General features: G+C 64.8%; 12 protein-coding genes. 2 read left to right on the top strand and 10 right to left on the bottom strand.

What is annotated here, in order from left to right:
* Positions 1 to 109 precede the first annotated feature (109 nt).
* The 10 genes from ACXAF3_RS04180 to ACXAF3_RS04225 all read right to left on the bottom strand — a co-directional run bounded on the left by ACXAF3_RS04180 (position 110) and on the right by ACXAF3_RS04225 (position 10,272).
* Complete coding sequence (locus ACXAF3_RS04180; RefSeq protein ID WP_475111032.1) at positions 110 to 847, bottom strand: sulfite exporter TauE/SafE family protein; 738 nt, start codon at positions 845 to 847, stop codon at positions 110 to 112.
* Positions 847 to 1,026, bottom strand: a complete 180-nt coding sequence (gene ccoS, locus ACXAF3_RS04185) for a cbb3-type cytochrome oxidase assembly protein CcoS (RefSeq protein WP_475111033.1) — start codon at positions 1,024 to 1,026, stop codon at positions 847 to 849. The genes ACXAF3_RS04180 and ccoS overlap by 1 nt, the downstream gene beginning before the upstream one ends.
* Positions 1,027 to 1,028: 2 nt before the next feature.
* Positions 1,029 to 3,488, bottom strand: coding sequence for a heavy metal translocating P-type ATPase (locus ACXAF3_RS04190; protein ID WP_475111034.1), 2,460 nt, complete (start codon positions 3,486 to 3,488; stop codon positions 1,029 to 1,031).
* Positions 3,485 to 4,048, bottom strand: coding sequence for a FixH family protein (locus ACXAF3_RS04195; protein ID WP_475111035.1), 564 nt, complete (start codon positions 4,046 to 4,048; stop codon positions 3,485 to 3,487). The genes ACXAF3_RS04190 and ACXAF3_RS04195 overlap by 4 nt, the downstream gene beginning before the upstream one ends.
* A gap of 43 nt (positions 4,049 to 4,091) precedes the next feature.
* On the bottom strand, positions 4,092 to 5,510 hold the full coding sequence (gene ccoG / locus ACXAF3_RS04200) for a cytochrome c oxidase accessory protein CcoG (RefSeq protein ID WP_475111036.1): 1,419 nt from the start codon (positions 5,508 to 5,510) through the stop codon (positions 4,092 to 4,094).
* 174 nt (positions 5,511 to 5,684) lie between these two features.
* Positions 5,685 to 6,593, bottom strand: coding sequence for a cytochrome-c oxidase, cbb3-type subunit III (gene ccoP, locus ACXAF3_RS04205; protein WP_475111037.1), 909 nt, complete (start codon positions 6,591 to 6,593; stop codon positions 5,685 to 5,687).
* A complete protein-coding gene (locus tag ACXAF3_RS04210) occupies positions 6,590 to 6,808 on the bottom strand; it encodes a cbb3-type cytochrome oxidase subunit 3 (protein WP_475111038.1) in 219 nt (72 codons plus the stop codon). Before ACXAF3_RS04210 ends, ccoP begins: the two co-directional genes overlap by 4 nt.
* Before the next feature lie 14 nt (positions 6,809 to 6,822).
* Positions 6,823 to 7,440 (bottom strand): cytochrome-c oxidase, cbb3-type subunit II, encoded by a 618-nt coding sequence (gene ccoO, locus ACXAF3_RS04215; protein WP_475111039.1) that lies wholly within the window; start codon positions 7,438 to 7,440, stop codon positions 6,823 to 6,825.
* An 11-nt stretch (positions 7,441 to 7,451) separates the two neighbouring features.
* Positions 7,452 to 8,906 (bottom strand): cytochrome-c oxidase, cbb3-type subunit I, encoded by a 1,455-nt coding sequence (gene ccoN / locus ACXAF3_RS04220; RefSeq protein WP_475111040.1) that lies wholly within the window; start codon positions 8,904 to 8,906, stop codon positions 7,452 to 7,454.
* A gap of 145 nt (positions 8,907 to 9,051) precedes the next feature.
* Entirely contained in the window at positions 9,052 to 10,272 is a 1,221-nt protein-coding gene (locus ACXAF3_RS04225; protein WP_475111041.1) for an argininosuccinate synthase, read from the bottom strand.
* A 306-nt stretch (positions 10,273 to 10,578) separates the two neighbouring features.
* On the opposite strand from ACXAF3_RS04225, the gene pyrC reads away from it, so the two are divergent.
* Together pyrC and rnt are read left to right on the top strand one after the other, a co-directional pair.
* Positions 10,579 to 11,610, top strand: coding sequence for a dihydroorotase (pyrC, locus tag ACXAF3_RS04230; RefSeq protein WP_475111042.1), 1,032 nt, complete (start codon positions 10,579 to 10,581; stop codon positions 11,608 to 11,610).
* A gap of 184 nt (positions 11,611 to 11,794) precedes the next feature.
* Complete coding sequence (gene rnt / locus ACXAF3_RS04235) at positions 11,795 to 12,466, top strand: ribonuclease T (RefSeq protein WP_475111043.1); 672 nt, start codon at positions 11,795 to 11,797, stop codon at positions 12,464 to 12,466.
* Positions 12,467 to 12,555 lie beyond the last annotated feature (89 nt).

Below are 12,555 nucleotides of genomic sequence, written 5' to 3' on the forward strand. Positions count from 1 at the left end.
TTTGTGCCGATAATCGCACAGAAAATGAGAGAAAATTGCGCCTTTTGCGGCAAAAGAGCGAAACTGACACGACAATTTTCCAATAGGAGAGAGTCGCGCCGACTGTCGATCAGTGGTGGTGTCCGTGTCCCTGGCTCTCGGCCGCGGGCGGATCCATCTGATGATCCCCGTGATTCCCGTGACCAGCGTGATCGCCGTGTCCCAGCGCGCCCCAGATGGTCCAGAGCCCGAACAGCAGCAGCGCGCCGGCAAACAGCAGGCGCACCGCCGGCCTCTGCACGAAGCCGCGCACCCGCGCCGCCGCTGCGCCGGTGGCCAACATCGCCGGTACCGTACCCAGCCCGAACGCCAGCATCGCCAGCGCCGCACGCAGGCCGCTGCCCTGGGCCAGAGCGAAGGCCAGCGCGCTGTACACCAGGCCGCAGGGCAGCCAGCCCCACAGGGAACCGAGCGCCAGCGCCTGGGGGGCCGTGCGCACCGGCAGCAATTTCGCCGACAGCGGCTGCAGGTAGCGCCACAGATAGGCACCGCCCCGCTCCAGCCAGACGAGGCCGCGCCAGATACCGCCGACATAGAGCGCCATCGCAACCAGCATCACACCCGCCGCAAAGCGCAGCGGCGTCAATGCCGGCAGGGCCGCCGCTCCCAGGGCGCCGGCAATGGCCCCCATCAGCGCGTAGCTGCCCAGGCGGCCGGCGGAATAGCAGGTCAGCAGCCCCCAGGCGGTCTGCCGCCCCGGCACCGCCATACCCAGAGCGCCGGCGATACCACCGCACATACCGATACAGTGGCTGCTGCCGAGAAAACCGATGGCCAGCGCCGCGGCCAGGAAGCCCCAGTCCCCCATCAGTCTCTCCCGCCCTCTTCGGCCTCGGAACTCCCGGGCTCGTCATCGTCGAACAGGATACGCCGCCCCTCGGTTTCCAGGTCGTCGTACTGGCCGTTGTTCACCGCCCAGAAAAACAGTTTCACCGCGCCACCGATAAAAAGGATCGCGATCGGGATCAGAAAATAGAGGCTGTCCAAGGTTAACTCCAACTCTCCGAACTCGCGCAAGCCTGCCCCGCCGACGCTTGCTCGCGCGCTGGCCCCTCCACACCGCCGCGGGAAAGGCGCAGTGCATTCAGTACCACAATCAGCGAGCTGGCCGACATGCCGATCGCCGCGGCCCAGGGCGGCACCAGCCCGCACGCCGCCAGCGGCAGCGCCAGCGCATTGTACCCCAGGGCCCAGGTCAGATTCTGGCGCACTATGCGCCGGCACTGGCGCGCCAGGGCGATGGCTTTTGGCAGCACCGTCAGGTCGCCGTTCAGCAGTATCGCGTCGGCCCGGGACTGGGCCAGATCGGCGGCGGACATCATCGCCACAGACGCGTCGGCGCCGGAGAGCACCGGAACGTCATTCAGGCCGTCGCCGACCATCAGCACCCGCTCGCCGCGGCGCTGCAACTGCTGCAGCTGCGCCAGCTTGTCCTCCGGCGAGGCACCGGCGCGGAAGTTGGCTATGCCGGCCGCGTCGGCGAGGCGCGCCACCTCGGCGGACTGGTCGCCGCTCAGCAGCGCGACCTGCAGGCCGCTTTGGTGGAGCTGCGCCACCGCGGACTTCGCCGAAGCGCGCAGCCGGTCGCCCAGCGCAATCCAGGCGAGAGGCCCGGCCGTGTCCGCCAGTAGCAGCCACTGCCCCTCTCCGGCGGGCGCTGTCACGGCGGTCCGCGCGGCGAAGTCGGCCCGCCCCAGGCGGTAGCGCTCGCCGTCGATGACGCCCTCCAGGCCGCGACCGGTGTGCACTTTCAGTTCGCCGGCACTGAGATTGCCCCGCCAGGCGCGGAACGCCTTTGACAGCGGGTGGTTGCTGTGGGCTTCCAGCGCCGCCGCCACATCCTTCACCCGCTGTTCATCCCAGCCGTCGCGCAGCAGTTCGATATGCACAATTCGCGGCTCACCGCGTGTCAGGGTGCCGGTCTTGTCGAACACGACGCGGCTGATACGCGGCAGTGTCTCCAGCAGGTTGCCGCCCGCCACCAGCAGCCCCAGCTGCTGCAGGCGCAGCGTCGCGGACGCCAGTGCGGCGGGGGTGGCCAGCGACAGCGCGCAGGGGCAGGTCACCACCAGGACCGACAGCGCGACCCAGAAGGCGCGCTCCGAGTCTATCTGCCACCAGACGGCGAAGGCGCCCAGCGCCGCCGCCAGCACCAGGCCCACGAACCAGCCGGCGACCCGGTCCGCCAGCGCCACCTGGCGCGGCTTGTCCAGTTGCGCCCGCTCCACCAGCCGCTCGATGGCGGACAGCCGCGTGGACTGGCCGGCGGCGGTGACGCGCACCTTCAGGGTCGAGTCGCCATTGACGCTGCCGGCGTAAACCCGGCTGCCGGCGGTCTTCTGCTGCAGGGCCGATTCGCCGCTGAGCAGGGATTCGTCCACGCCGCTCTCCCCGTCGATAACCTCGCCGTCGGCGGCGATGGTATCCCCCGGGCGCAGCAGGATGCAGTCGCCCGGCGTCAGCGCCGCCACCGGCACACTCTCTATCCGGTCGCCGTGGATCCTCGCCGCCGTCAGCGGCAACAGCTGTGCCAACCCGCCGCTGGCGAGCCCGGCGCGGTGGCGCGCGCGCATCTCCACGGTGCGGCCGAGCAGCAGGAAGAAGGTGAACATGGAGATGGATTCGAAATAGACCTCGCCGGTCTCGAACACGGTGGCGTAGAAGCTGGCGGCGTAGGCCAGCCCTATGGCCAGGGACACGGGCACATCCATGCTGAGGCTGCGGGCGCGCAGGCTGCGCCGGGCGGCGGCGAAGAAGGGACGCGCGGCGTAGAAGACCACCGGTGTCGCGACCAGCAGCGAAACCCAGCGCAGATAGCGCTCGAATGCCGCGTCGATGCCGGTGTCGGCGCCGAAATAGAGTGCAACCGCGAACATCATCACCTGCATAGTGCCGAGGCCCGCAACGCCGAGGCGGCGCAGCGCGGCGCGGTGCTCGCGCTGGATCATGTCTTCGCTGTTGGCGGCGGTGGCCGGCGCCGGGCGGTAGCCGATACGTTCCAGTTCGGCAAACAGCCGGCTGGGCTGCAGGACGGCCGGGTCGAAACAGATCTGCGCGCGCTGGGTGCTGGCGTTGACCGAAACCTTGTGTACGCCGTCGAGCCGCCCCAGGTGTTTTTCGATCAGCCACACGCAGGCGGCGCAGCTGATGCCGCCGATCAGCAGTCCGGCGACTTTCAGTTCGCCGTTCCAGTCGCGCACATACTGCCGCTGGACCTCGGGCAGGTCGTAGGCCGCCCAGCGCTCGCCCTGAATCTCGCGGGATTCCGGGCGCTCGCTGCTGCTGTCGCGGTAGCGGTAAAAATGCTCCAGTCCGCCGGAGACGATGGCCCCCGCCACCGCCTCGCAGCCGGGGCAGCACATGGCCCGCTCGGCGCCGTCAATCAGCACCGAGTGGTTGCTGCCGGCGGGCACCGGCAGGCCGCAGTGGAAGCAGGGGGTCGCAGTCATCGGGGGGGATTGAGCGGCGCAGCCTCGCCCAGGTCGAAATTGATTTCACCCTTCAGGCGCCACTCCGCTTTCTGGTGCTGCTGCGGGTTCAGTTCCGGCATCAGGCGCAGGTACCAGCGGTGCTGCAGCGCGCCCGGCACAGTGCCGGTGTAGCGGCCGGCGGACACCCGCTCCAGCAGTATGTGGCGATCCAGATCCGCCTCCACCGGGTGGCTCAGGGTCAGCAGCAGTCGCTGGGGGTACTCCAACTCGCCGGTCAGCTCCAGGGTCAGGCGGTTGTTTTGACGCTCGGGGCCGTTGTGCGGGCGCTCAGGGCTGCCTTCCGCGCGCTCGAACTGCACCATGGCCGCCAGCCCCAGGGCCCGCGCGCGCTTGTCCTGGTCGGCGGTGAAGTGGTACATGCGGCTGTCTTTGTAGTAGGTGTCGCTGACGGTGTCGTCGGCGTGGCGCACCGCGATCGAAACCATCACGAAGCTGACCAGCACCGTCAGGATCAGCGGCGCCAGGATTACCCAGACCCAGAATTCGCGGTACCAGGGTTTTGACGTGTTTGCGTTCATCTCTCCACCAAATACTTGCAGGCTGTGTCCGGAATCCCGGCGATTACTGTTTCGGGCCGATAAACACCGTCCGGTGCCTGTCCATCAGCTCCGGCCGGTCCACCGCCTGTACGACGATATCAATATCGTGCTTGGTGGTCTTCAGCTGCGCCCGGGGCACACTGACGCGGATCGGCACCGAGTAGATCTCCCCGGCCTGGAGGTAGATTTCCCTCGGCATGCGCACCGAGTAGTCGTAACCGGCCACGCCCTCGACGCGGATGGAGAACTCGTGCGCGGCCTGGTCCATATTGTTGATCTTGATCGTGTAGACGTTCTGGATCAGCCCCTGGGACTCCCGGTACAGGCGCGCGCCGCGATCGCGCAATACTTCCGCCTCGATCGGGCTGCGGGTGAGCAGCTGGTAGGAGAAGAGACCGACCATCGCCATCAGTACCAGCGCATAGCCGAACAGGCGCGGGCGCAGGTAGTTGGTCTTGCCGGTTTCCAGTTCGTCCTCGGAGGTGAAGCGGATCAGACCGCGCGGGTAGCCCATCTTGTCCATGACGCTGTTGCAGGCGTCGACGCACAGGCCGCAGTTGATGCACTCGTACTGCATACCGTCGCGGATATCGATATCCACCGGGCATACCTGCACGCACCAGTAGCAGTCGATACAGTCGCCGAGCCCCTCGGCACGGTAGTCGATGCCTTTCTTGCGCGGTCCGCGGGTCTCGCCGCGGCGGGCGTCGTAATACACCGCCAGCGTATCCTGGTCGTACATCACCGACTGGAAACGCGCGTAGGGGCACATGTACTTGCACACCTGTTCGCGCAGGAAGCCGGCGTTCATATAGGTGGCGAAGGTAAAGAAGGCCACCCAGAAGGCGCCCTGCGGGTGGGCATTGAAGGTCGCCAGATCCACGACCAGGTCGCGTATGCCGTAGAAGTACCCGACGAAGGCCAGCGCGGTGGCGAGGGAGATAAACAGCCAGATCGCGTGAGTGCCGCCCTTGCGCAACACCTTTTCGACACTCCAGGGCGCCGCGTCCAGTTTCATGCGCTTGTTGCGGTCGCCCTCGCACACCCGCTCGGCCCAGATAAACATCATGGTCCAGACCGTCTGCGGACAGGTAAAGCCGCACCAGACGCGCCCGAGCCAGGTGGTCACCGCAAACAGGGCGAAGGCGGCGATGATCAGCAGAAAGCCGAGCAGGAAGCCGTCCTGGGGACCGAAGGTGCTCCACAGGATGTGGAACTGGCGCGCGGGGAGATCGAAGTGCACCGCCTGGCGCCCCTCGATGGTCAGCCAGGGGATGAAGAAGAAAGCCAGCAGCAGCGGCAGGCCGGTGTATTTGCGGATACGGGTGTAGACGCCGCGAATGTGGCGAATATAGATTTTGTCTTCCGATTCGTAGAGCATGCGATAGCGCACTTCGCCATCGCCGTCCTGCTCCTCGCGGGTGGGAATCAAATCAGTCACGGGAAAACCTCACTTTACCAGGGCGCACGCTGCGCGCGGGTAGATTAGTCTGGCCAGTCTATGAGGCTTTTCTTCTTCGTCCCTGCAGCGCCCGGATCCCGCGCGGCCCGACCCGGGCCGCGCGAATTGTCCGGCGATACGAATCGCCGGGTCAACAGCAATCGCTCGTGCCGATTACTGTTCTACGTCCTGCTGACGGGACAGACTGTAGACATAGGCCGCCACAAGGCGGATCTTGTCTTCACGCAGCTTGTCCTTCTGCGCCGGCATCAGGTTCTTGCGGCCACCGCGGATGGTGTGCTGTATCTGCTCGCGGCTGCCGCCGTAGAGCCAGATGTTGTCGGTCAGGTTGGGGGCGCCGAGGGCCTGGTTGCCCTTGCCGTCCATACCGTGACAGGCCATGCACACGGTGCCGAAAACCTTCTGGCCTTCGACGGCCATCTCCGCGTTGTGCTCCAGGCCGTTCAGGGCCAGCACATATTCGGTGACATTCTTCACGCCGTCCTCGCCAATGACCGGCCCCTGGGGCGGCATCTGCCCCTCGCGGCCCTCGCGGATGGTCTCGAGGATTTTTTCCGGCGTGCCGCCGTAGAGCCAGTCGCCGTCGGTCAGGTTCGGGAAGCCGAAGTTGCCGCCGCCGTCCGCACCGTGGCACACCGCGCAGTTGTTGGCAAAGATACGCGCACCCATTTTCAGCGCCTCGCGGCTTTCCGCGATCTGTTCGATGGGCATCTCCACATACTTGCCGAAGGTCTCGTCAAACTTCTCCTGCGCCTTGGCCTGCTGGGCTTCCAACTGACCGACGGACGTCCAGCCGACGATACCCTTGAAATTGCCCATACCCGGGTACACCACCAGGTAGATCGCAGTCCACACCAGTGTTGCCACAAACAGCATGAACCACCATTTGGGCAGCGGGTTGTCGTATTCTTCGATACCGTCGTAGACGTGACCCGTCGTGGCGTTCTCCGGGTCCGCCTGGTCGTCCACCGCCACCTTGCGGTTGGCGAACAGCACCCAGGTGATCAGTGCCAGATTGGCTAGGGTGAGCACAATAACCCACACACTCCAGAATGTACTCATTGCTTGTCCTGCCCCTGTTTTTGTTCCGTTCCGGACTCATCCCCGGAATTGTCTTTATCCTCGCGAGCGGCTGCGTCTTCCTCGTCAGCGAACGGCAGCCTGGCGTCCTCCTCGAAGCGCTTCTTGCGCTTGGGCGAGAAGGCCCACCAGCAGATGGCCAGGAATGCCAGGGCGCCGAGGACAACTGCGATCTGTCGCAAAATATTGATATCCACGCTTGAACTACCCCTTAGCGCTTCTGCTGCACCAGGGTGCCGAGCTGCTGCAGGTAGGCCACCAGCGCGTCAATTTCCTTGACCTTGCCGCCGACGAACGGTTTGGATGCGTTGGCGATATCCTCATCGGTGTAAGGCACGCCCACCGCGCGCAGGGCTTTCATCTTTCTCGCCGTGTGCTCGCCTGTGACCACATTGTCAAACAGCCACGGATAGGCCGGCATGATGGACTCCGGCACCACGCTGCGCGGGTTGTACAGGTGCGCGCGCTGCCACTCATCGGAGTAGCGCCCGCCGACGCGGGCCAGGTCCGGGCCGGTGCGCTTGGAGCCCCACAGGAAGGGGTGCTCGTAGACATATTCCTGCGCCATCGAGTAGTGGCCGTAGCGCTCCACCTCGGCGCGCAGCGGGCGGATCATCTGCGTGTGGCAGACGTGGCAGCCCTCGCGGATATAGATGTCGCGCCCCTCCAGTTCGATCGGGCCCAGCGGCTTGAGCCCGGCGATGGGCTCGTTGTTGGCCTTGGTGAAGAACTGCGGAACTATCTCCACCAGCGCGCCAAAGCTGATCGCGATCACGATGAAGACGATCATCAGACCGATGTTCTTTTCTACGATGTCATGGTTTTTCACGATCTGACCTCCTAAGCCGCCGCTGCCGACTTGACCATATTGTCACTGTGGGCTTCGTTTTCCTTCTCGGTAATGGTGCGGTAGACGTTGTAGGCCATCAGCAACATACCCAGCAGGAACAGGGAGCCGCCCAACCAGCGCACCACATAGCCCGGGTGGCTGGCGATCACGCTCTCTACAAAGCTGTAAGTCAGGGTGCCGTCGGCGTTGAAGGCGCGCCACATCAGGCCCTGGGTGATGCCGTTGACCCACATCGCGGCGATGTACAGCACGGTGCCGACGGTGGCCAGCCAGAAGTGCGCATTGATCAGCTTCACGCTGTACATCTCTTTGCGCTTCCACAGTACCGGCACCAGGTGATACAGAGCGCCGATGGAAATCATCGCCACCCAGCCCAGCGCGCCGGAATGCACATGGCCCACGGTCCAGTCGGTGTTGTGGGACAGGGCGTTGACCGTCTTGATGGACATCATCGGCCCCTCGAAGGTGGACATGCCGTAGAAGGACAGAGACACCACCAGGAAGCGCAGAGTCGGGTCGGTGCGCAGTTTGTGCCAGGCGCCGGACAGGGTCATGATGCCGTTGATCATGCCGCCCCAGGAGGGCGCCAGCAGGATCACGGACATCACCATGGCCAGGCTCTGGGTCCAGTCAGGCAGCGCCGAGTAGTGCAGGTGGTGGCCGCCGGCCCAGACGTAGATGGAGATCAACGCCCAGAAGTGCACGATGGACAGCTGGTAGGAATACACCGGGCGCCCGGCCTGCTTGGGCACGAAGTAGTACATGATGCCGAGGAAGGCCGCGGTCAGGAAGAAGCCCACCGCGTTGTGGCCGTACCACCACTGGATCATCGCGTCCTTGGTGCCGGAGAAAATCGAGTAGGACTTGAAGGGGCCTACCGGGATTTCCAGGTTGTTGACGATATGCAGTACGGCAATGGTGATGATGTAAGCGCCGAAGAACCAGTTGGCCACATAGATATGCGAGGTTCTGCGCTTGGCGATGGTACCGAAGAACACCAGCGCATAGGCGATCCACACCAGCGCAATCAGAATATCGATCGGCCACTCCAGCTCCGCATACTCCTTGGTGGAGGTGTAGCCCAGCGGCAGGGTGATGGCCGCGGCCACAATGACCACCTGCCAGCCCCAGAAGGTAAACGGCACCAGCCAACCGCCCCAGAGCGGCGTCTGACAGGTGCGCTGCACGACATAGTAGGAGGTGGCAAACAACACGCTGCCGCCGAAGGCGAAGATTACCGCGTTGGTGTGCAGCGGGCGCAGGCGGCCGAAATGGGAAAACGGCTGCCAGAAGTCGTTCAGTTCCGGCCAGGCCAGCTGTGCCGCGATCAGCACACCCATACCCATGCCAAAAATACCCCAGACCACAGACGCTATGGTGAACTGGCGCACGATGTTGTAGTCATAGTCCGGCACAGGGCCGGTCTTTGCCACCGTTGTCGTCATGTCGTTACTTCCGTTGCTTTTTAAAATTCGTTGCTCAAAAACGCACGGAAGCCGAAATAAACATTTCGGCTCTGTGCCCTTCACGATAGCCGTCGCAAGCTGCGGGGCGACGATTTAAGCGCACCGTTCGCCGGCGGCGCTTGATCTACATCAATTTTCTGCCCTTGCCCGCCGCGATGCGCAGGCGCAGGGCGTTCAGCTTGATAAAGCCCTCGGCGTCCTTCTGGTCGTAGGCGCCCGCATCCTCCTCGAAGGTGGCGATGCGCTCGTCGAACAGGCTGTCGGCGGAGCGGCGGCCCACGGCGCTGACACTGCCCTTGTACAGTTTCAGCCGCACTTCGCCGTTGACCACCTGCTGGGACTCGTCGATGGCCGCCTGCAGCATGCTCCGCTCCGGGGACCACCAGTAACCGTTGTAAATCAGTTTCGCGTAGCGCGGCATCAGTTCGTCTTTCATATGTGCCACTTCGCGGTCCAGCGTGATGGACTCTATGGCGCGGTGCGCCTTCAGCAGGATGGTGCCACCGGGAGTTTCGTAGCAGCCGCGGGACTTCATGCCCACATAGCGGTTCTCGACGATATCCAGGCGGCCGATACCGTTGGCACCGCCGAGCTTGTTCAGTTTCTCCAGCAGCGCAGCCGGGCTCAGGCGCTCGCCGTCGATGGCCACCGGATCGCCCTTTTCATACGTCAGGGTGATATAGGTGGGCTGGTCCGGCGCCGCCTCGGGGCTGACGCTCCAGCGCCACATATCCTCCTCGGCCTCCGCCCAGGGGTCCTCGAGGATGCCGCCCTCGTAGGAGATATGCAGCAGGTTGGCGTCCATCGAGTAGGGGGACTTCTTCTTGCCGGAGGAGAAGTCCACCGGAATCTTGTGCTGCGCGCAGTACTGCATCAGCTTCTCGCGGGATGTCAGGTCCCACTCGCGCCAGGGCGCGATCACCTGAATGCCCGGCTTCAGCGCGTAGGCGCCCAGCTCAAAGCGCACCTGGTCGTTGCCCTTGCCGGTGGCGCCGTGGGAGATGGCATCGGCGCCGGTCTCGTTGGCGATCTCGATCAGGCGCTTGGCGATCAGCGGGCGGGCGATGGAGGTGCCAAGCAGGTACTCGCCCTCGTAGATGGTGTTGGCGCGGAACATCGGGAAGACGAAATCGCGCACGAACTCTTCGCGCAGATCGTCGATATAGATTTCCTTGACGCCGAGCGCCTCCGCCTTGGCGCGCGCGGGCTCCACCTCCTCACCCTGGCCGATATCGGCGGTAAAGGTCACCACCTCGCAGCCGTAGGTTTCCTGCAGCCAGCGCACGATCACCGAGGTATCCAGGCCGCCGGAATACGCCAGCACCACCTTTTTGATTTCGCTCATAGCCATACTCGCTTCCCTTAATTGCTGCCCGGGGTACTCCACCACTGCAAAGGCACCGCGGCGCGATACGCCGCGGTGCGGGGATTCAGTGTCGGTCTGGGAGGATTATTCTTGGAGATGTGCCCAGGATCGGCAGCTGCGCCGCCTTATTCGGGGCGCGATTGTAGCGCCTCGGGGCGCGCAGGACTAGCGGCAAGCAGTTTTCAGCCATCCTGATCACTTTGTATACAGCTGGCGCATCGCATTTTCAGCGCGCTTCCGGTAGCATGCGCGCCACCACTAGCCACCGGCCACAGACCAACACCGATGACGGAGCAAATCACTCTTCGCGCCCCCGACGACTGGCACATCCACCTGCGCGACGGCGCCGCCCTCGAGCGCACCGTCGGCGACGCAGCGCGCCAGTTCCGCCGCGCCATCGTCATGCCCAACCTGGTGCCGCCGGTCGTCGACGCCGCCGGCCTCGACGCCTACCGCGCGCGCATCCGCGCCCGGATCCCCGCCGGCAACCCCTTCGAGCCGCTGATGGTGATCTACCTCACCGACAGAACCAACGCCGAGGTCATCCGCCAGGCCCACGCGGCCGGCGCCATCGCCGCCAAGCTCTACCCGGCCGGCGCCACCACCAACTCGGATTCCGGCGTCACCGATATCGCCAATATCTACCCGGCGCTGGAGGCCATGCAGGACTGCGGCATGAAACTGCTGCTGCACGGCGAGGTGACTGCGCCGGACATCGATATCTTTGACCGCGAGCAGGTGTTTATCGAGAAGACCCTGTCGCACCTGGTGGAGGACTTCCCGACCCTGAAGATAGTGCTCGAGCACATCACCACCGCCCACGCGGCCGAGTTCGTGCAGAATGCCCGCGACGGCGTCGGCGCCACCATCACCGCGCACCACCTGCTGTACAACCGCAACCATATGCTGGTGGGCGGTATACGCCCGCACTACTACTGCCTGCCGATCCTGAAGCGCGGCTACCACCAGTCCGCGCTGATCGAGGCCGCCACCAGCGGCAACCCGAAGTTCTTCCTCGGCACCGACTCGGCCCCCCACAGCCAGGGCCGGAAGGAGACCGCCTGCGGCTGCGCCGGCTGCTACACCGCCTTCGCCGCGATAGAGCTCTACGCCGAGGCCTTCGACCGCGCCGGCAAGCTGGACAAGCTCGAGGGCTTCGCCAGCGAGTTCGGCCCCGACTTCTACGGCCTGCCGCGCAACGAGGGCAGCATCACCCTGGTGAAGCAGCCCTGGGCGCTGCCGGAGCGCCTGGATATGGGCGGCGAGCCGCTGATCCCGCTGGCCGCCGGGGAGACACTGAACTGGAAGCTGGCTTAACCAAGACGCGGAATAGAATAGAAAAATTCGACGCGGAGGCCCTGGCCCCGGGGGCTTTTTGCGGGACCGCCGGAGGCATAAATGCCGACGCCGAGCGTACAGGCATGTATTCACAGCGTGTCCCGCGAAAAGCCCCCGGCATCGGCGCCTTCGCACCTGAGACACGACTAAAGAAGGAAAAAGAGTGACCCCCGCGGAAGAACCCACAGGACCGAAAAGCCCCCTCGCCCAGCGATTCCGCGGTTTTCTGCCCGTGGTCGTGGACCTGGAGAGCGGCGGCTTCAACGCGCGCACCGACGCACTGCTGGAGATCTCCGCGGTCATCCTGGATATGGATGACGAGGGCAGGCTGTTCCCGCAGGAGACCCACAGTTTCCACCTGGAGCCCTTCGAGGGCGCCAATGTGGAGCAATCGGCGCTGGACTTTATCGGCATCGATCTGGAATCGCCGGAGCGCGACGCGCTGCCCGAGGAAATCGCCCTACCGGAGCTGTTCCGCAAGATCCGCACCGCGGTAAAAAAACACAGCTGCACCCGCGCCATAGTGGTAGCCCACAACGCCCACTTCGACCTCGGCTTTATCAACGCCGCGGTGGAGCGCTGCGGCATCAAGCGCAACCCCTTCCACCCCTTCTCCTGCTTCGACACCGCCAGCCTCGCAGGGCTGGCCTACGGGCAGACGGTACTGGCCAAGGCCTGCCAGGTGGCCGGCATCCCGTTCGACAACAGCAGTGCCCACTCCGCCGAATACGATGCGGAGAAAACCGCAGAGCTCTTCTGCGGCATCGTCAACAAGTGGAAGGACCTGGGGGGCTGGCCACTGCCGGAAGCGCCCGACTCCCCGGCGCAGACCTGAGTGACGCCGGCCGCGCAAGCCGCGGCACCGGCTACAACCAAGGTCGCATTCCCAGCGCAATCACCACCTCCTAGGCTGTCGGGTCCGCC

It is taken from the genome of Microbulbifer sp. ABF4_143 (assembly GCF_056160225.1).

Bases quoted from the DNA above. Each gene is read 5' to 3' on its own strand.
- ACXAF3_RS04180 (WP_475111032.1), bottom strand. From the start codon at position 847: ATGGGGGACTGGGGCTTCCTGGCCGCGGCGCTGGCCATCGGTTTTCTC.
- ACXAF3_RS04190 (WP_475111034.1), bottom strand. From the start codon at position 3,488: ATGACTGCGACCCCCTGCTTCCACTGCGGCCTGCCGGTGCCCGCCGGC.
- ACXAF3_RS04195 (WP_475111035.1), bottom strand. From the start codon at position 4,048: ATGAACGCAAACACGTCAAAACCCTGGTACCGCGAATTCTGGGTCTGG.
- ccoP (WP_475111037.1), bottom strand. From the start codon at position 6,593: ATGAGTACATTCTGGAGTGTGTGGGTTATTGTGCTCACCCTAGCCAAT.
- ccoN (WP_475111040.1), bottom strand. From the start codon at position 8,906: ATGACGACAACGGTGGCAAAGACCGGCCCTGTGCCGGACTATGACTAC.
- ACXAF3_RS04225 (WP_475111041.1), bottom strand. From the start codon at position 10,272: ATGAGCGAAATCAAAAAGGTGGTGCTGGCGTATTCCGGCGGCCTGGAT.
- pyrC (WP_475111042.1), top strand. From the start codon at position 10,579: ATGACGGAGCAAATCACTCTTCGCGCCCCCGACGACTGGCACATCCAC.